Here is an 18792-nt window from a genome sequence, read left to right as displayed (position 1 = left end):
AAAAAGTTTGCGCGGTGTTGAGTGGAGGGAACTGGGATTTGTGCGACCTTGCCGAGATATACAAGGTAGCGGGGTAAGCTTTTTCAGAACGGATTTGAAAGTTCCCTACGAATAGAAAAGTTGAACCCGCTTGTGAAAGCATTTCAATAAAGTATTCGTCAGGAGATTATTTATCGGGCTGAATAAAGCGTGGCGCGAAGGATGGCGAGAAAGGACCCGGAGAATACGACATGCGAGATGTTCTTGGGCTATCGCGAAATGCTTAGTTCGACTGTTCGCTTTGCGCCTACAGCAAAACTGTCAGAATCCGTTAAGCTGTTTGGTAGCGGAACGTTGTTGGGATCAGGTGCGTTGCGCGATTGAGGAGTGCGCTTGGCGCTTTGAGGGTCTGCGACGCCGAGCTCCTCACCGCAGGAGGACGTGATGCTGTCCATCCATTCCCAAGCCCGCACCACCCCAGCCGTTCGCCAGGAGATCGCCCACTCGTCGAGCCCACGGGAGTGCTCGCCAACCGCTTTGGCGTCAGTACCGAGACCATCCGCAAGTGGCGCAAGCGCGGAGCTGACGACTGCCAGGATCGTTCCAGCTGGCCGCACAAGCTGCCCTGGAAAGCCACCGAGGAAGAGCGGGCGATCGTCTGCACCCTCCGGCAGGCCACCGGCTTCCCGCTCGATGACCTCACGTTCGTGGTCAGCCACTTCCTGAGGCATCTCAATCGTGATGCGGTCTACCGCATCCTCAAAGCGGAGGGGCTGGGCCGCCTGCCGCCAGCTCACCGGCGCAAGCGGGAGAGCGGCACGTTCAAGGACTACGACCTCGGCTTCGTCCATATGGACATCAAACACTTGCCCAAGCTGAGTACCGCAAAAGGAGCGAGCCGCAAGCGCTTCCTCTATGTCGCCATTGACCGCTGCTCACGCTGGGTGCATCTGGCGGTCAAGGACGATGAGCTGACGAGCAATGCAATCGCCTTCCTCAACGAGGCGATCGGCGCTTTCCCCTTCAAGATCACCCACGTGCTCACCGACCGCGGCTCGTGCTTTACGGCCGATGGCTTCGAGGCAGCCTGCCGCAAGCTGAAGGTGGAGCATCGAAAGACCAAGCCGTATACGCTGCAGACGAACGGTCTCGTGGAGCGCTTCAATGGGCGGGTGCAGCGCGAGGTGCTGGGGATCACGATCTACAGTCATCGTGACCTTGAGAAGCTGCTCAAGGGCTTCAATAAGGCCTACAACAGGAGACGCCAGCGCGTGCTCAAGGGTGCTTCACCCGAGCAGGTCGTGCAACGGCGCCTGACTGCCGAGCCCAAACTCGCCAACTTGCGCTTCAAGCCGCCGGATACACACGCTTTGCCAGATGCCCTCCAAGTCGTCGCTCACGCCAAGGAGGTCTCACATCCAGACAAGCCCCTAGTCGGGTGAGGTTGATGGCCGCTGCCGTCAGCACGTGCTGAAGATGCGTCTTTGCCAGCCCGATATAGCGGGCGCGGCGCAAGTGCAGGGCTCGGATGCCCACCGAGATTGTGCCCTCGATCCCGGCGCGCTGCCGGTAATCCCGTGCGAAGGTGGGCTGCGCTTCACGGATCCGAGCGGCCTCGAGCGTCTCGTGTTCCTCTCGCGGTCGTAGCGTGAGAAGGCGTCGGGCACAGCGGGTGCACCGCCGTTTCAACGGACACGGCCGACAATCGCTGGTCGAGAAGCGAACTTTGAGCGCAGTTCGCCCCTGATGGTAATCGGGCCCCCAACTTCAGCTCTCGTGCCCGACCGGACAGATGGCCACTTCTCGCTCCCAGTCGAGAAGGAAAGTCCTGCACCGTGAAGCCCTCGCCAGATTGGGCCTGCCACTGGTAATCCTTGGGAGCCGGCCCAAGAAGCGTGACGCCTTTCTTCCGCCTGGCCACAAGTTGGTCGGCCGCGACGTAGCCAGCATCAACAAGGTGGTGTTGGGCAGCAGACCTTTAGCATCAAGGGCCGCATGGATGTCTTCGAGAGCATCGCGATCAACGACGGGTGCCGGTGTGGTCTCCACATGCGTGATCAGATGCAGTCCGCTGTTATCGCACGTCTCCGTGAGATGCACCTTGTAGCCGATCCAGATGATCGACTGCTTCTTGGCGTAGTGCACCTCCGGATAGCGTTGGTGCATGGAGGAGTTGAGGCGCCGAGCTAAGCTGGTACATAGTAGCGGGATCTCCTTGGCATGTTGGTCACCATGTCCATGCGCAAGTCTGCTCGCCATCCACGCTTTCGGGCCAAGTATCGGATCCAAAACTGGCCTTGGTATGAGGCCGGGCTGAAGCGGCGAGGCGACCTGACCCTGTGGCTTGATGAGGACGCCATCGCTCGGTGGAATGCTCCGTAACGGACCACGCCCGGTGGTCAGGCCCGCTACTCGGATCTGGCCATTGGGCTTGTGCTCACGCTGCGGCTCGTCTTCCACTTGGCCCTGCGTCAGGCCGAAGGGTTTGTCAGGAGCGTGCTCCGGCTCCTTGGCCTTGATCTCCCGGTTCCGGACCACACCACCTTAAGCCGCAGAAGTCGCGCCTTTGCCGCTCGCAAGCCGCAGGTCGTGCCGGACGGTCCCTTGCATCTCGTGATCGACAGCACGGGCCTACAGCTGTTTGGACGCGGCGAATGGGATGCGGAACGGCGCGGCCATCCCCGCCGCTCCCGTCGAGCCACTCTGCTTGCACAATTTGCCGGTTACGGACCGCCTAACCGCAGGCAGGAGTTTTCCCTGCCAAATAGCGCTGCACTTTGAGCGAAGATTTCGAAAAAATGCCGCTAATAAGCGAAACCTGCTGGCATTCCCGTGCGATGCTATGACAAAAGACATCTGAAAGAGAATTGCAATCGGCAGCAGGATCAAGAACACTGCATGCCCGCAAACTTGGGCATCGGTGAAGGAACGAAAGCAAAATGCGAAAATCAGTGCGCCTGAAATCCTTCGAGTTGGTCGCGCGGGATATTGTTGAAGTTGACGTGAACCTGCTTAGCTCGCTCTCGATCGCCGTTGGCTGGCCGCATCGGCCCAAGGATTGGGATTTACTGCGCCGCGCCGGCCACGGCATCGTCGCCGTTGACGGCATCGGACGCGTGTTCGGAAGCGCGATGTGGTTCCCGCACGGAGACGATTTCGCCACCATCGGCTTGGTGATCACAACGCCCCGCACGCAAGCGCAAGGAACCGGCCGATGGCTCATGGAACAGGTGCTGGAGCGGTGCGGCAACCGCAATCTAAGCCTGAATTCGACTCATGCCGCTGATAATCTCTATGTTTCACTCGGCTTCACGAAAGAAGCGACAGTATATCAGCGCCAGGGGGAGGTCGCACCGACGATTCCAGCGGTGCCAGCTCTGGACGGTGAACTGAGTGCGCTATCAAGCGACAAGCTTGAGGAGATCACGGCGCTGGATACGCGCGCATTTGGGACAAACCGCGAGAAGCTGCTTGCATTGCTTTCAGAAAACGCTGCAATTTGCACTCTAAGACGCGGTGGCGAAATCGTCGGCTATTCCATGTGTCGAGAGTTTGGTCGTGGCCATGTGATTGGCCCCATAGTCGCGAGGAATGATCATGACGCGATCCATCTCACGGCCGTGCATCTGAAGGGTTTGACAGGACGATTCGCCCGCGTCGACACGCGTGAGGAAGACGGCATATTTGCCGAGTTTCTCCAGCAGAGCCGCCTCACGGTTTCCGAGACTGTTACGACGATGTCCAAAGGACGCCCATTCCTGAATCGAGGAGACAATGAGCCATGGGTTTATGGATTGGCCGGCCACGCGTTGGGCTGAATTTGAAAGCTCTTTCGAGAAGATCCTTTAAGAACCGGCCGGATGGAGCGATCTCCAGACGAATCGGAACTGAGTGTCCCATGGCTTTCTCTGCTGTCTGATCGCGCCTCTCTCCATGAGGCCTGAACCGATATTCGGGCGCCTAAGGCTCCGGATTGACAAGCACGGGATGCGGAAGAAATGCCTGACAGTATAGCGTGCGCAGCCAGCATCCACATTTCAAAAGACAGCCTGGACGTCTATGTCTTACTGAAAGGGATCGGGCGGTGTTCAAAATGACGCCGAGCAACCGCGTGCGTCATGCACTTTCTGGCACCGTACGCCCCAGCGGATGGTCTACGAGGCGACGGGCGCCCATCGCCAACTGCTCGGCTTAGGCAAAGGCGCTCATCGCGCCTGAGAACCGTCACGCTTGAGAACCGTTACGCCGAGATGCTGACGTTTATCCCAGCGGGGCTGATCGCAACAGAGGGCGCGGCCAATCCGAGCCGAACGCATCGAGTTATTTGCCTGTCAGCGGGCGCGCCACAGGGCGATGCGGTTCTGTATCCGATAACCTTGAATGAGGGCCGGCATGAACTACGGATTGCCACGATAGAGCGGGACAAAGGCAGGTAGCCGGAAGTCGAAGGCGGTGCGCACTTGCTCGCTGTGTCCCAACAACTTGTCAGCCGCATTTGTACCGATCCACGGCGCCCAGACTACACCCGAACCGTAGAAGCCGGTGGCATAGACCACGCCGTCCTTCTCGAAGATGCGGGGTAGCATGTCGCGGTTCATCGCCACATGGCCGGACCAGCTGTGCGAAAGGCGAATGTTCTCGAGCTCCGGGAAAAGGTTCACTAGTCCCTTGCGCAGAAAGAGCTTCGACGCCGCCGGATCGCCTACGCGAGAACTGTCACGCCCCTCTAGCAGAATACGTCTGTCATCGGGCGAGAGGCGGTAATAGAAACCCAGCTGGCGGTTCTCGATCATCCTCAGCTTCGGCATCAGCCGCGGCATCACCTCAGGCTCGAGTTCCTCGGTGGCGATGATCCGGCTGCGAACCGGGACCAGTCGGCAGCGCAGGAAGGGAATAGCGCCATCAGTACAGCCGTCTGTGCAGACCAGAACCTGCCGCGCCTGCACCGTCCCGGCCGAAGTCACGACACGGAGCCCGTCGCCTTCCCTGTTGATCAAGGTTACGTACGTCCGCGAATGGACCGGCAATCCCGAAGCGAGCGCCACTCGCAGGAGTTCAGCGTGGAACTTGGCCGGGTGCAGCCCGCCGATGTCCATCCGGACCGTGCCGCCGCGATAGAAGTCGGTGCCGATATAGTTGCGCTGCTCGGCATGCGGAACGGCATGAGACCCGATCCCCAGTTTCTTCGCCAGTACCTCGGCGCTGCGCGCCATCGTTTCGTACTGGTCATAGCCGATTGCTCCTTTGAACTGGCCAACCAGCTAGAAGTCGCAGTCGAGCTTCTCGGTCTTGATGACGTCATAAAGGAGTTCGCGTGTGATCTTGCCCTCGGCCTCGATCGCCATCGCCTTCTCTTCGCCGAAGCGCCGAGTGATCGTGGCGTAATCCGGCCGGATGCTTCCACTTAATTCCGCCGTTGCGTGTAGAAGCCCCCTCGCCCGGGTTCATCGCGTCGAAGGCTGCAACCGAACGCCCCTCCCGCGCCAGCACCAGCCCGGCTGACAGCCAGCATAGTCCGCGCCCACGATCGCCACGTCGAGCTTCTTGGCCAGCGGCTGCTGCGGCAGCGGCTTGACGGGTGTCTCTTCCCACCAGTAAGGCGTGTTCTCGTCTGCAACTCTGGGCTCGTGCATGTGACTGACCTCTCGTTAGCTCCAGACCACAATGTCACCGCTCCGCCGAGCAACGACAGACGGAGAAGCGGCGAGATGATGGAAGATCTCTTCGACTTTCATGGTTGCCCAGCCGAAGGTTGGGACGGGTGCGTACTAAGACCGCTCTGATACCGCAACATGTGCCAAAATGCCTCTTGTCTTAAGTGCAAAGTTCCGAATCTAAGTGCCTATGAGGCGCCTCCTATGGCGTAAATGTCGGATAGGAGCCAGCGAGCGGCGCAATCTGACGGCCGCCAAGCGATCCCTGCGCAAGGCGCTCAATCGACACGGCCGGCCCGAGCGGAACTTGATTGATGGTAGCCAGATAAACCGTAAGCGGTGTTTTGACCGAACCTTTCGGATGGCCGCGTGATTGGCCGGTGCATACGGCGGCGGTGGCGCCTGAGCGGCACCGCGGTCATCAGTCGATCGCCGCTCTCGCACGCGAGATTAGTCGCGCTGCGCGCCATCGGAGGCGCCTTCAACGAATCCGGCGACAGCGACGATGGCTGCCTCCGTGTGCGGCAAGGCCGCAAGTTCGCCCAGCGGCACGGGTTTGATGGGCGGGCGTAGCCGATAGTAACCGAGCTCGCCGGGCGAAACACCACGCCATTGCGCCAGTAGTTCAACCGCGGTCAGACCGCACAGCCGGCCTTGACATGGTCCCATTCCACATCGTGTGAACGCCTTCATTTGGTTAGGGCCCGGCACGCCGAGCGCCGCAACTTCACGCAGCTTGCCGGCTGTGATTTCCTCGCAGCGGCAGACGATGGTGCCGTCGTCCTCGGGCACACGAAATGTTTTGCCGGGCCGGAACCGACGCTCGATGAAAGTCCTGCCCCTGAGGGCACGAGCGAGCTTTCGCGCGAGTCGGCTCCGGCGCTGCTCGTAGGCACCCTGGCCAAGGTGTTTTAATTCGAGCGCCGCGGTCAGGCCCGCGAGCTCTCCTTGCAGAGCCGAGGCGGCCGCCCCGACAATTCCCGCCGCATCACCCGCGATCGAAACCCCCGGAACCGAACTTGCGCCGTGAACGTCGATGGTCGGGCGGAAGGCGGCCAAGCGCTCGTCCCAGACGCAGTCGCACCCGGCGACCAGCGTGAGATTGAGGTTCGGCGCGATCCCCTGGTGCAGAAGGAGCAGGTCGCCCTGAATGTGCAGGGACTTGTTGCCGCGACGAACCCGCAAGGCGCTGAACTGTCCGGAACCAATCGCCTCGAGCGCAGTCACCCCGCGGATGACACGGGTTCGACGGTGAACGTCCAAGAGGAGCTTCAGGCCCTTGAGTGCATAGGGCGACGTGGCAAAGGTAAGCACGTGAGGCAGGGGCAAGCGCCAGTTCTCGAGCGGCGTGGTATCGACAACCGCTATCACGGAGACGCCTGCCCGGAGAAGTTGGCTTGCCAGCAAGTACAGCAGCGGCCCGGTCCCGGCGAGGATGGTCCGTCCCGACGGCACAAGACCTGACGACTTCATCATGATCTGCGCCGCTCCCGCCGCCATGACGCCGGGCATGGTCCAACCCGGGAATGGGAACGGACGCTCGAGCGCGCCGGTTGCGAGAATCACTCGATGGGCGGCGATCGGCCGAGCAATGCCGCCGAGCGAGATCCCGATCTCGAGCGCATGCTCGCCGTCGCCAGTTTCCTCGTCAGCAGGCCCGACGCTCCACACCGTCGCCCGGCGGGCATAGCTCAAGTCTGTGCGCTGGAACCGCTCGATGAGCATCCGACCGGCGGCGTAGTCCGGCCCCATGCGCGCGAGATCGGCGTCCGAAGCACGGTCGACCGACCGATGGATCTGGCCGCCAGGCGATGCATTTTCGTCGGCCAGCAATACGGCGAGGCCGCGGGTCGACGCTTCGATGGCTGCCGAGAGGCCGGCCGGCCCCGCGCCAACGACGACGAGGTCATAGGCAGGCGCGAGATCGGCGGCAGACTGAATGTTTCGAATCATTATTCCTGCCCCGGCATGGCCGCGCCATCCTGTGTTTCGACCCGCATGCCCTCCACCACAGTGGTCATGCAAGCCTGTCGGTTCAGCCGGCCGTCAATTTTGACGAGGCACTCGAAGCACACGCCCATCATGCAGTAAGGACCACGGGCGACGCCGGACACCGGGGTGCGCCGCGTGATGCAATGTCCGGCGGCCAACAATGCAGCGGCGACGCTGTCGCCCTGGCGGGCCATGGTCGGCACGCCGTTGAATGTGAATGAGACCGCACTCTCTTTTCTGTCAGACAGCCGCCGGAACACGGAACCTCCGGGAATGAAATACGGAGAGATCCGCAGAAAGCGCCCCGGCCAAAATTTGCCGCGGCAGGACCAGCGCATGGTTCGCTGCCAGCGTCACGCCGGAATGGCAGGCGAGTGCGAACGCACCGGGAAACCTCTCTGACTGCTCGTAAATGGGGTAGCCGTCCGGAGTCACCACGCGGAATGCGGCCCAGATCCGCACCGCCTTGGCCTCCCTGAGCAGTGGGAACGTGCGTAGGGCGCGTTCAGCCAGAACTGCGGTGATTGGTCCTCGCGGCCGCTGGTGATCGATCGTCGCCTCCTTGCTCTCGCCAATCAGCACAGAGCCCTCGTCTGTCTGCCGCAGATAGCCGGTGGCGTGGCTGAGGAAGGGCTTCAGCCGCTCGGTGACGATGATCTGGCCGCGGCTGGGCGAGAGCGGAACGTTCAGCCCAACCATCGGGGCGAGCGCGGTGTTACCGATGCCGGCCGCGAGGACGATCTTGCCAGCACCGAGCCTCCACCCGTCTCCAGCCAATTCGAACGCGCCGGCGCGATGGCGGATCGTAGTCGTCTTCCGATGCGGCAGATAATGAACGCCACGCTGCTGCAGCGCCTTATGAAAGCCCGCGAATAGCCGCAGCGGGTTTGCGTGTCCATCGAGCGGGCTGAAAATCGCGCCTGCCACTGTCTCGCCGACCAGGGGCAAGCGGCGGCGCGTCTCCGCCTGAGCGAGTATCTCATATTCGAGCGGCGGCGTTCCTTCCGCGTCCATTCCTGGTTGGCGGGCGAGCTTCGCCATCGATGCGATACCGCGCTCCAGCTCCGTTGGCGTGAGCCGAATTGAGAAGCCGCCCGACTGGACAAAGCCAGTGTCGATGCCGGTTTCGGCCTTGAGTTCGGCTGCCAACTGGTACCAGTTCGCCATCGAGGTTCGCGACCAACGTGAATAGGCTGCATTGCCGAGACCCTTGCTTGAGCTCCATACGAGACCAAAATTCGCCCGGGCGGCCCTGTATGCCACATCGCCTTCGTCGACAACTGCAACCCTTTGCCCGCACTTCGACAGGCCCCAGGCTATGGATATGCCTACGAGCCCGCCGCCGATGACGATTACGTCGTAATCCATTCCGCCAGCTTCCCTCGGCGCGTCATCTCACGGCTTTCTCCTAATCTGCCCTCCACGATCAGATTGCGCCTACCTTAACTCTCGAACCATCAAGGAGGCGCGACAGGCGGAAGGGGGCGGGGTCAACACAGGGTGGATCGTTGGCAACCAGGTCGGCCGCCAAGCGGCCGATGCCCGGGCCAAGGCCGAAGCCATGGCCGGAGCAGCCCGCGGCCAAGTAGAGACCTTTCACACCATCGGCCGGCGAGATAACCGGCACCGCGTCCGGCGTGAAATCCACATACGCCCCCCAGCTGTCGGCGACTTCGATGCCGGCCAACGCAGGAAACTGCTCCGTGACCCGTTTCAAAATAGCCGCGATTGTTCGGCGGCTCGGCGCCGGGTCAAGAACGCGCATTCGCTCGAAGGGCGACGGCTTATTCTTATTCCAGCTTCCGAACACTTCCGGACCATGGAAAAAGGATTTGCCGATGCCGATCTGCACCGCTTTCAGACGCTTCAGGAACATCGGCATGAACCAGCGCGCGTAGCGAAGGCCTTGTGGGGTGATGTCCAGCGTCGCCCTGCCGCTGATCGCAAGCGTGTAGCTGCCATCCAACCGGCGGGTCAACGCACACTCCGGCGTATAGATCGCCTCACCCAGATCCGCTGTGGGCCGTGTACGAAGTGCTGTCTGGCGCACGCTCGCCTGTGGAAACACAACGCCATGCTGGCGACAAAACAAGGACGTCCAAGCTCCCCCGGCGCAGAGAACGGCCTGTGTCCGGATCAGTCCCTTTTCGGTGATCACCCCAGCCACCGCCCCATTGGCCAGATCAAGGCCTTGGGCAGCGCACTCCTGGTGGATCGTCGCTCCAAATCTGCGAGCGCCATCGGCGATCGTCGGCGCGGCGATGGAAGGCTCGCCCTTGCCATCATCGATTGAATGGACCCCGCCGAGCCATCTGCGGCCGTTTGCCGGAATTGTGGCAGCCGCTTCTCCGGCGCTAAGCATCTTCGTATTGACGTTGAACTGGCGGGCTGTATCACGCCAACTTTCCCATTCCGCCAGTTGCTGCGGATTATCCGTAGCGTAAAGCAAACCGCATCGACGGAAACCGACGTCCTCACCGATTTTTGACTCAAACTCACCCCATAGCCGCAGGGCGACACCTGATAGCGGCAGCTCGCGCTCATCCCGGTTCTGTTGGCGGCACCAACCCCAGTTGCGGCTCGACTGCTCGCAGCCGACATAGCCCTTTTCGACCAAAGCGACCGAGAGTCCCCGCTCTGCGAGAAAAAATGCTGCTGAGGCACCAATAATGCCGCCGCCGATGACGACGACATCCGCCTTGGCGGGAAGCTCTTGATCGTTCTGTATGCGTTTGACGAGTGGAGACATGGAGGCTGACCTGAACTGATTTTGGGGCCGATCTATTCGGCACTGTTTCCTGCCCCTCCGACAGGAGCATCCTAGGCAAGCACTGCTATCGCATCGACTTCGACGAGATAGCCGTTGTGGAGTTCCGGCACCGGAACGACGGTGCGAGCCGGGCGGGAATCACCTAGGCCTTGCCGTCGGACGGGCGATGCATGTCGATGACGCCTTCGGCCGGAAGCAGCCGGTCGCCGATGAAATGCCCGACGGGCAGGGGAAGACTGTCTGGATCAAAGCTTAGTGTCATCGCGCGTCCTCGGCATGGGCTCAAAGCAAGGCTAGCGGAGGAAGGCGAGCAGCATGCATCGACTGAAGATGCAGGAACGGCAGAAAGTTTCGTTTTCGGCGGCGCGACAATCAAATCTTCGCCGATCGCGCGGGTAAGTTACAGAGCATTGTCTGACGACAGTGGTTTTAAATCGACTTCCGATCGTATCACCCCAGCTGACACAGGCTCAAATTGAAGAGCATACACAATCTGAAATAGAGTTGTAAGCCATGACTACAGACATTCATGACCCCCCTGCGCTTGCCATGATCCATACGGTCCCCGGCATCATCCCCGTGCTTAACGAACTCGTTGGTCTCCATCTGCCCGGTTGGCGCCCATTCAACATGTTAGATGAGAGCTTGCTGGGGAACACGATTCGCGAAGGCACGCTGTCACGCCAAACTATGCGGCGGCTTGCGACTCACATTTGGTCGGCGGTGGATGCGGGGGCTTCGGCGGTCCTCGTCACCTGTTCCTCACTCGGTCCTGCAGTGGATGCGGCAATGCCGCTCTGCCCCGTGCCCATCTTCCGTATAGATGATGGAATGGCGATTGAGGCGATACAGCGCGGGAACCGAATTGGCGTCCTTGCAACTCTGGCTACAACAATGGACCCCACAACCCGTTTAATTGAGCGCCATGCTCATAGAATGGGTCGTAACGTTTTCGTCACCAGTCGTCTTTGTGAAGGAGCCTTTGATAAACTGCGAAACGGAGACAGGGCGGCGCATGATGCGATGATACGTGAAGGCCTCGCCTTGCTCGTGGGCAGTGTCGACGTGGTTGTTCTTGCTCAAGCATCAATGGCAAATGCCCTAAATGAGATGAGCGAGATATCGGTGCCAGTACTTACTAGCCCTGAACTCGGTGTGCTGCACATGTCCTCCGCACTGAATGTGCGCTCCCGCCCCCAAGGATAGTACTCAAAGCTAGGCCAACGGTTTGCCGGTTTTCAGAAACCGCGAACAGGCCATCTTGAAGCTGCGCGATCTAATCGCAAGCAGTGACCAAAGAAGGCTTAGCGCATCAGGCGGCGCGGCATCGGCTGAAAGAGGCCGTTCGCTGCAAGCCGCTCCATCGGGTGGTGTCCGCGGCAGAGAAGGGAAAAGAAGTGCTTTTAGGAGTGATCGCCGACGATTTTACCGGCGCAAGCGATATTGCAAACACAATTGCAAAGGGCGTGGCGCCTAACGGTGGACTGCGCACCGCGCAGTTTCTCGGCGTACCGAAAACCGCTGCATCTGCCGACGTCGAGGCGGGTGTGGTTGCCCTGAAAAGCCGAACTATTCCAGTTGATGAGGCGGTAGCGCAATCTCTTGACGCCTTGAACTGGCTTCTGGCTCAAGGCTGCCGGCAGATCGTCTTCAAGTACTGCTCGACATTCGATTCCACGCGTGAAGGCAACATTGGACCCGTGGGCGAAGCGCTTGCGGCCGCGCTCAATGTGAAAAGCGTTGTTGCATGCCCGGCGTTCCCGGGTGCTGGCCGCACTGTCTACATGGCGCATCTGTTCGTCCATGACCGGCTTCTGAGTGAATCCGGTATGCAGAACCATCCGCTTACACCCATGACGGACCCCGACATTCGCCGATGGCTGCGATACCAGACCCGATCGTCCGTTGGGCACGTCGCCCTGGATACGGTTCGCAAGGGTGCCGAGGAAGTCGCCGCTGCGCTTGCCGCGAAGGATGATACGTTGGTGATCGTCGATGCGACATCCGATCAGGATCTGATCACAATCGGGTCGGCGATTGCCGACCACAAGCTGGTAACAGGCGGGTCTGGCATAGCGATTGGTCTACCTGAGAATTTCATTCGGCGCGGCCTCGCTTCAGGAATCTCTGGCAGGTTGATCGGAGCAAACGGGCCGGAAGCGATCCTGGCGGGAAGCTGCTCTGGTGCGACCCGCGGCCAGATCGATGTCCATAAGCAAAACCACCCGACGCTAGCCATCGACGTCGACAAGGTGATGAGCGGCGAAACCACCTCCGACCACGTCGTAGAATTTATAACGCGCAATCACGGCCAAGCCCCGCTCGCCTACTCCTCCGGTACGCCTGAAGAAGTCAAGGCCATGCAGGCGAAGTATGGTCGCGAAGAAGTCGCAGCCAAGCTCGACGCCTTCTTCGCCGACACAGCCCTCAAGCTGGTTCAATCTGGTGTGACACGGTTGGTCGTTGCTGGCGGCGAAACGTCTGGCGCAGTCGTATCGGCTCTGAATCTCGGCGCGCTGACAATTGGGCAGGAAATTGACCCAGGTGTTCCAGTACTCCTTTCGAACGGGGACAAGCCGATCGCCCTCGCCCTGAAGTCAGGTAACTTCGGCGCCCCCGATTTCTTCGTCAAAGCTCTGGAAAGGTTGAAAGGAAAGTGAGTACCTCGGAAAACAGAATCCGCGAGGATATCGTACGCTTGTCGCGGTCGCTCTTTGAACGTGGGTTCTCGGTCGGTTCCGCAGGCAACATCAGTGCCGCGGTTGATGACGGGATCCTCATTACACCTACGAACTCTTCTCTAGGCTTTCTCGATCCCGGCAAGATCAGCAAGGTCACTCGTGATGGACGCCACCTATCGGGCGACAGACCGTCCAAGGAAATCTTTTTGCACAAGGCATTTTACGAGACGCGGCCTCAGACCGGAGCGGTGGTTCACCTTCATTCAACCCATGCGACCGCACTCTCCTGTCTCAGCGAAATCGATCCCGACGATTGCATCCCCCCTCTCACGCCATACGTCGTCATGCGCGTGGGCCATGTCAAGCTCGTAGACTACGTGCGACCCGGAGACGAGAAGGCGGGAGATTTGATCCGAGCGCTCGACGGGAAATATGCTGCCGTGCTTCTCGCAAATCACGGTCCGGTCGTCACCGGCAAAGACATTTCCTCGGCCGTCTATGCGGCGGAGGAACTGGAAGAGACCGCAAAACTGCTCGTCATGCTGCGTGGCCTGCCAACGCGCATGTTGTCGGATGAAAACGTGGCTGAACTCAAGTCCGTATTCGGGGGCTATTAGCCGCTTCGATCCCAGGCCCGATCGGAGACATCGTGGACATAAGGTATTAACTTGAGAACAACCCCGTAAATCTTGTCGAGCGATACGTATACGATAATAGCAAGACCGACGTAGTCGATCCGACGATGAGTGCGTCAGGTCGGTCGTTGCTCCCTCACGCGGGGGCGGGTCGGATGTGCCCTTTCGTTTCTTCGTCCATGTGACATCGCCAGAAAGCTCCCTTAAGAGATCATGCTGTCCGTTTTGCCTTTCCAAGCCGCTTGATCGCGGAGCGCGCAAGGTTTGTGCAACAAATTCACAATGTCACCGCTCCGCCGAGCAACGACAAGCAGAAGAGCGACGAGATGATGGAGGATCTCTTCGACTTTCATGGTGGCCCAGCCGAAGGTAGGGACGGGTGCGTACTAAGACGGCTCTGCTCGCAACATGTGCCGAAATGCGTCCCGTCTTAGATGGAAAGTTCCGAATTTAAGTGCCAGTGAGGCGCATCCTATGGCGTGAATCTCGGATACTGATCTCCAACGGTACGATGCGGCCTGGTGGCCTCCGACACCGTGATACCGGGTTGCTCGGCGCTTCATTGACAGCTGAGATGGCACTGCCATCAGGCATCTGCGCACTGGCCACCCAGCCAATCAGATGAATAGCAAAAGGCTATAGAGGTCCTGCGATGCTGACCCATTCCATCCGCCTTCCGACTGATCACGGCCTCACACGGATCGAGCACGACCTGCTGGGAGATCTGGCGGTTCCTGCCGGCGCCTATTACGGCGTGCAGACGGCGCGCGCCCTGGACAACTTCCAGATCACCGGCATTCCACTCTCCCATTTCCCCAACTTCGTGCGCGCGCTGGCGATGGTGAAGAAGGCAGCCGCTCGCGCCAACGGCAAGCTCGGCCTTCTCCCGGAAAGATTGGAAGATGCGATTGCAGCGGCCTGCGACGAGGTGCTCGCCGGGCAATGGCATGACCAGTTCGTCGTCGACATGATCCAGGGTGGTGCCGGCACCTCCACCAACATGAACGCCAACGAGGTGATCGCCAATCGCGCCTTGGAGCTGATGGGCTACGAAAAGGGGCGGTACGAACACCTGCATCCCAACAACCACGTCAACCTGTCGCAATCCACCAACGACGTCTATCCGACCGCCCTCCGGCTGGGCATTCTCCTGAGCTACGGCGAACTTACCGGGGCGATGGAGAACCTCTGCGCGGCCTTTCAGGCGAAGGGCGAGGCGTTCGCGCATATCATCAAGATGGGACGCACCCAGTTGCAGGATGCGGTCCCCATGACTCTTGGCCAGGAGTTTCGCGCCTTCGCGACCACCATGCGCGAAGATGTGGAGCGGGTGCAGGAGCTGGTTCGACTATTCCGGGAAGTCAATCTGGGAGCGACCGCCATCGGCACCGGCATCAATACGGATCCGGGTTATGCGCCACTTGTGGTTTCCGAACTCTCCGAGATCAGCGGCGAATCCCTGGTGCTGGCGGCAGATCTCATCGAAGCTACCTCGGATACCGGTGCCTTCGTCACCTTTTCGGGCGTCCTGAAGCGCATCGCGGTGAAGATATCCAAGATCTGCAACGATCTGCGCCTCCTCTCCAGCGGCCCACGTGCGGGATTGGGGGAAATCAATCTGCCGCCGGTGCAGCCGGGTTCTTCCATCATGCCAGGCAAGGTCAATCCGGTGATTCCGGAGATGGTCAACCAAGTAGCCTATCAGGTCATCGGCAACGATCTGACGGTTACTTTCGCGGCCGAAGCCGGGCAGTTGCAGCTCAATGCTTTCGAGCCGGTGATCGCTCTCAACATTCTCCAGTCCATGCGCATCATGACCCGTGCCATGACGGCGCTGACCGAGCGCTGCATCAAGGGCATTACCGCCAATGAGGACCGTTGCCGGAAGTTGGTCACCCACAGCATAGCGCTCGTCACTGCGCTCAACCCCATCATCGGCTATCAGAACGCGACCCGCATCGCGCAAAAGGCGCAGTCCACGGGCCGTGGCGTTGCCGACCTCGTGTTGGAGGAGGGCTTGCTCAACCCCGCTGAACTCGCCGACATTCTGCGGCCGGAAAACATGACGCGGCCGCGCAGAATCGCACCCCTCCCGTCGAACTGACGGAAGACAATCATGCTCGTCAGCGCTCCGGAATCAAAGCCCATGGATACCGCGTCGGGCTCACCGGCTCTGTCGAAAACTCGAAGGATAGGCATTTTTTTAGCGCTGGTCCGCGTCATGGCGGTGGTTCCAAGCCATTGATTCTCGAGCAGCCAGTCCGTGCGGAGCAGCTGGGGCTGGTAAGTAAAAACCGAATTTGGGATAGAACCCAAGGTCTAGCGAGGGGATTATGAATACAGTTGGCAGTGACGCTTCGAGGAAGATCTACGACGTGCCGTCCGAGTGGACGCCCGCGCCTATGTTCCTTGCGCCTCAGGCACAAAGGACGCTGCTCAGATTGATCCGCTTCATTCTTCTGACCCTATTGTGGAAGAGCCGTCGCGCTGATTCCGGAGAAGCGCGAGCCCGCGGGGCAGTCATGTTGCGGAGCCAAACAGATCGTGAGTGCTTGACTGAACCCGGCCGAATAGAGAAGACCCTTATGCCGCCAGTGCTCCACTCTCGGCATGATTTGCCGTCTGGCGGCTCCGCATGAGGGAAGTTTAACAGTGATGATGCGCTTGGGTGCCATGCCTTGCTTCTTCATCAATCGGGTCAGCAGACGTTTGGCCGCCTTGGTGTTGTGGCGGCTCTCGACAAGCCCATCGAGCACGTATCCGTCCTGGTCGACGGCCCACCACAGCCAGTATGTGGAGGCTCAGGGGAAAGTGGAAATAGAGCCAGACCGCGAGGCTGATCACCTTGACAGAGAAACGGTGGCGAGCGGAGAGCGATGGGCGAGGCTTCTTCATACCGCCCCACTGCCAGCTTCCGCTCGCATCTCGTTAGTATGACGATGCCAGTGGATCACCGTTAAGGTCGGTCTCGAGATGAATGTTCGTCGTGACATCTGCTCGTTCTGATCTGGCCGTCAATGGAACTTGAGCCTGGGTCTAACAACTCGGTTCACGTGCCCGACCAGAATGAGAGTAATTCCTTTCAACCATCCGTGGACCCCGATCAGATGCATTCGGTAGAGTGACAGGTAAACGATACGAGCGATCCGCCCCTCAACCGCCATGCGGCCGCCTACCAGGTTGCCCATCAGACTGCCAATCGTCGAATAACGGCTAAGAGACACGAGCGACCCACGATCGCGGTAGACGAATGCCTCCAGCGGCCTGTCGGCGATCAGGGAGAGAACGTTGCGATAGGCTGTCCGGGCCATCTGGTGAGCCGCCTGCGCGCGCGGCGGCACCGGCCGGTCAGAGTTGTCCGGCTTGCAGTAGCAACAATCACCAATGGCGAAGATGCGATCATCCCGCGTGGTTTGGAGCGTTGGACGGACGACGAGCTGGCTGCTACGGGTCGTCTCTAGACCTGCAATGTCCTTCAGGACATCCGGTGCCCGCACACCAGCCGCCCAGACCTTCAGGTCAGCTCCGATCACCTCGCCGGTGCGGGTGCCCATGCCGGTCGAGGTGGCCTCTGTGATCGCAGTGTTGACGAGCACCCGTACTCCAAGCGCCTCCAGTTCCTTGTGGGCGGCCTCAGCCAAGTCCTCGGGCAGAGCGGAGAGGATCCGGGGACCGGCCTCGACCAGGGTCACGCGCAGGCGACTCTCGTCAAAGACCTCCAGCCCGTAGTGTTTCAGCGCGGAGGCAGCATTGAAGAGCTCGGCGGCGAGCTCGACACCGGTGGCACCACCACCAACAATGGTGACATTGACATAGGCATCTGCGCCGGAATCCGTGGTCATCGTGCGCGATACGCGCAGACAATGGTTCAGCAATTTTTGCCGGAAGCGGTCCGCCTGCTCGCGGTTGTCCAGGAAGAGACAGTGCTCACGCACACCCGGGGTACCAAAGTCGTTGGACACGGCGCCGAGGCACAGGATCAGGTAATCGTAGCGTATCCTGTGGCGACCGATAACCTCGGTGCCATCCTCATCCAAGATCGGAGCCACCACAACCTGTCGCGCCTCCCGGTCGATCGCCTCAAGGCTGCCCAAGAAGAAACGGTATCCCCATCGATGCCCGTGACTGCGATAGCCAACCTCGTCCAGGTTAGCATCGAGCGATCCGGCTGCGACCTCATGCAGGAGCGGTTTCCAGATGTGGGTTCGGTTTCGCTCGATGAGGATCACGTCGTAAGCATCCCGGCCCAGCTTGGCGCCAAGCCGCCGTACGAGCTCGAGCCCTCCGGCTCCGCCTCCTACGATAACGATTTGAGTTTTCATGGCCTTTCCGAACGGCCTCCGATTAGGTGGGCTGCAGTTGGTTGAGTTGATGACACATTATCTCATATTACTGGCACGCGGCTTGTCCGAAGCCGTCGCGCTCTAAAACAGTCGGCTGCAAGATAGGGCCATTTAGGCTTGGGCTCGCGACCTTGTTGCCAAGCGGTACGCGGTATGGCGAGCAGGACGCGTAATCGAGGCTCGCCTCCTGGCAGAAGTGGATGGACGCCGGATCACCGCCATGCTCGCCGCAGATCCCAAGTTTGATGTTCGGCCTCGTCTTCTTGCCGACATGGGTCAGTGCGTTCTCGACCTGGGACTTCAGCTCCTCGGGATAAGCGCGGCCATGATCGTAGTGATAGGTGCAGACTTCCGTCGTGATGGTGAAGCCCGGCGGGACCGGCAGGCCCAGGTTGGACATCTCGGCCAAGTTGGCCCCCTTGCCGCTTAGCAGGTTCTTCATCCCCGCCTGACCCTCGGGCTTACCGTCCCCGAAGGTATAGACCCACTGGGCTGTTGTGCGGCTTTCCTGCCAGACTGCGAAATTCCGATCATCCACGACGGGTCTCCACGATATAGGGATGCTCCGATGAGCCAATCTGGAGCTGGCCACGACCTCTGATGCCCGAAGCGGATTCTGGTAGGCCTGCTCGACAGCGCGACGTAACCGACCTATGCGCCCTGAAAGCGCCACTCATCCTTGTAGCGATCGGCGGCGAGATCCTTGTGGGACACCTCCGGCACCCGACCGGAGATCAG

The 18792-nt window shown here is 60.2% G+C and carries 13 protein-coding genes and 6 pseudogenes; 8 read left to right on the top strand and 11 right to left on the bottom strand.

The genetic code is table 11. The annotated features are described in order from the left end of the window. Positions 1-423 precede the first annotated feature (423 nt). Positions 424-1421: pseudogene (locus tag DC522_RS27690) on the top strand (DDE-type integrase/transposase/recombinase). Here DC522_RS27690 and DC522_RS36385 read toward each other — a convergent pair. Then, positions 1327-1668: a transposase gene (locus tag DC522_RS36385; RefSeq protein WP_245444608.1), complete on the bottom strand. Its 342-nt coding sequence runs from the start codon at positions 1666-1668 to the stop codon at positions 1327-1329. The pseudogene DC522_RS27690 and the gene DC522_RS36385 overlap by 95 nt on opposite strands. A 78-nt stretch (positions 1669-1746) precedes the next feature. Continuing rightward, on the bottom strand, positions 1747-2145 hold the full coding sequence (locus DC522_RS36380; RefSeq protein WP_245444606.1) for a hypothetical protein: 399 nt from the start codon (positions 2143-2145) through the stop codon (positions 1747-1749). 66 nt (positions 2146-2211) lie between these two features. Here DC522_RS36380 and DC522_RS37535 point away from each other — a divergent pair. Beyond that, positions 2212-2676 (top strand): annotated as a pseudogene (locus tag DC522_RS37535) (transposase); the annotation flags it as partial. A 242-nt stretch (positions 2677-2918) separates the two neighbouring features. Beyond that, positions 2919-3797, top strand: coding sequence for a GNAT family N-acetyltransferase (locus DC522_RS27675; protein ID WP_116531774.1), 879 nt, complete (start codon positions 2919-2921; stop codon positions 3795-3797). Between the two features lie 513 nt (positions 3798-4310). Here the strand turns inward: DC522_RS27675 and DC522_RS27670 are convergent. Continuing rightward, positions 4311-5612 (bottom strand): annotated as a pseudogene (locus tag DC522_RS27670) (NAD(P)/FAD-dependent oxidoreductase). 250 nt (positions 5613-5862) lie between these two features. On the opposite strand from DC522_RS27670, the pseudogene DC522_RS35490 reads away from it, so the two are divergent. Continuing rightward, a pseudogene (locus tag DC522_RS35490) lies at positions 5863-5970 on the top strand (IS6 family transposase); the annotation flags it as partial. Positions 5971-6083: 113 nt separating this feature from the next. On the opposite strand, the gene DC522_RS27660 reads toward DC522_RS35490, so the two are convergent. The 5 genes and pseudogenes from DC522_RS27660 to DC522_RS37530 form a co-directional block, all read right to left on the bottom strand. After that, positions 6084-7586, bottom strand: a complete 1503-nt coding sequence (locus DC522_RS27660; protein WP_116531773.1) for an NAD(P)/FAD-dependent oxidoreductase — start codon at positions 7584-7586, stop codon at positions 6084-6086. Beyond that, positions 7586-7885: a (2Fe-2S)-binding protein gene (locus DC522_RS27655; RefSeq protein WP_116531772.1), complete on the bottom strand. Its 300-nt coding sequence runs from the start codon at positions 7883-7885 to the stop codon at positions 7586-7588. Before DC522_RS27655 ends, DC522_RS27660 begins: the two co-directional genes overlap by 1 nt. Next, positions 7866-8993, bottom strand: coding sequence for an FAD-binding oxidoreductase (locus DC522_RS27650; RefSeq protein ID WP_116531771.1), 1128 nt, complete (start codon positions 8991-8993; stop codon positions 7866-7868). The genes DC522_RS27655 and DC522_RS27650 overlap by 20 nt, the downstream gene beginning before the upstream one ends. A 58-nt stretch (positions 8994-9051) precedes the next feature. Continuing rightward, a complete protein-coding gene (locus DC522_RS27645) occupies positions 9052-10374 on the bottom strand; it encodes an FAD-binding oxidoreductase (RefSeq protein WP_116531770.1) in 1323 nt (440 codons plus the stop codon). 71 nt (positions 10375-10445) lie between these two features. Continuing rightward, positions 10446-10541 (bottom strand): annotated as a pseudogene (locus DC522_RS37530) (RidA family protein); the annotation flags it as partial. Between the two features lie 367 nt (positions 10542-10908). Between DC522_RS37530 and DC522_RS27635 the strand changes: the two are divergent. From DC522_RS27635 to aspA, 4 genes are all read left to right on the top strand, one after another. Next, positions 10909-11601 (top strand): aspartate/glutamate racemase family protein, encoded by a 693-nt coding sequence (locus DC522_RS27635; protein WP_116531769.1) that lies wholly within the window; start codon positions 10909-10911, stop codon positions 11599-11601. A 191-nt stretch (positions 11602-11792) separates the two neighbouring features. After that, positions 11793-13055 carry a 3-oxo-tetronate kinase gene (gene otnK / locus DC522_RS27630; RefSeq protein WP_116531777.1) on the top strand — a complete coding sequence of 421 codons (1263 nt, stop codon included), beginning with the start codon at positions 11793-11795 and terminating at the stop codon, positions 13053-13055. Continuing rightward, complete coding sequence (gene otnC, locus DC522_RS27625) at positions 13052-13693, top strand: 3-oxo-tetronate 4-phosphate decarboxylase (protein ID WP_116531768.1); 642 nt, start codon at positions 13052-13054, stop codon at positions 13691-13693. The genes otnK and otnC overlap by 4 nt, the downstream gene beginning before the upstream one ends. A 670-nt stretch (positions 13694-14363) precedes the next feature. After that, entirely contained in the window at positions 14364-15815 is a 1452-nt protein-coding gene (aspA, locus tag DC522_RS27620; RefSeq protein ID WP_116531767.1) for an aspartate ammonia-lyase, read from the top strand. A 472-nt stretch (positions 15816-16287) separates the two neighbouring features. Here the strand turns inward: aspA and DC522_RS36375 are convergent. The 3 genes and pseudogenes from DC522_RS36375 to DC522_RS37525 form a co-directional block, all read right to left on the bottom strand. Then, positions 16288-16503: pseudogene (locus tag DC522_RS36375) on the bottom strand (DDE-type integrase/transposase/recombinase); the annotation flags it as partial. A gap of 222 nt (positions 16504-16725) precedes the next feature. After that, positions 16726-18033 carry an NAD(P)/FAD-dependent oxidoreductase gene (locus DC522_RS27610; RefSeq protein ID WP_116531765.1) on the bottom strand — a complete coding sequence of 436 codons (1308 nt, stop codon included), beginning with the start codon at positions 18031-18033 and terminating at the stop codon, positions 16726-16728. 67 nt (positions 18034-18100) lie between these two features. Then, positions 18101-18496 carry a PEP/pyruvate-binding domain-containing protein gene (locus DC522_RS37525; protein ID WP_116531776.1) on the bottom strand — a complete coding sequence of 132 codons (396 nt, stop codon included), beginning with the start codon at positions 18494-18496 and terminating at the stop codon, positions 18101-18103. Positions 18497-18792: the final 296 nt, after the last annotated feature.

The organism is Microvirga sp. KLBC 81 (assembly GCF_003075415.1).
GTDB lineage: Bacteria > Pseudomonadota > Alphaproteobacteria > Rhizobiales > Beijerinckiaceae > Microvirga.
Note: the sequence above shows the minus strand (reverse complement) of the source record. Positions and strands in the feature narration are given on the sequence as shown.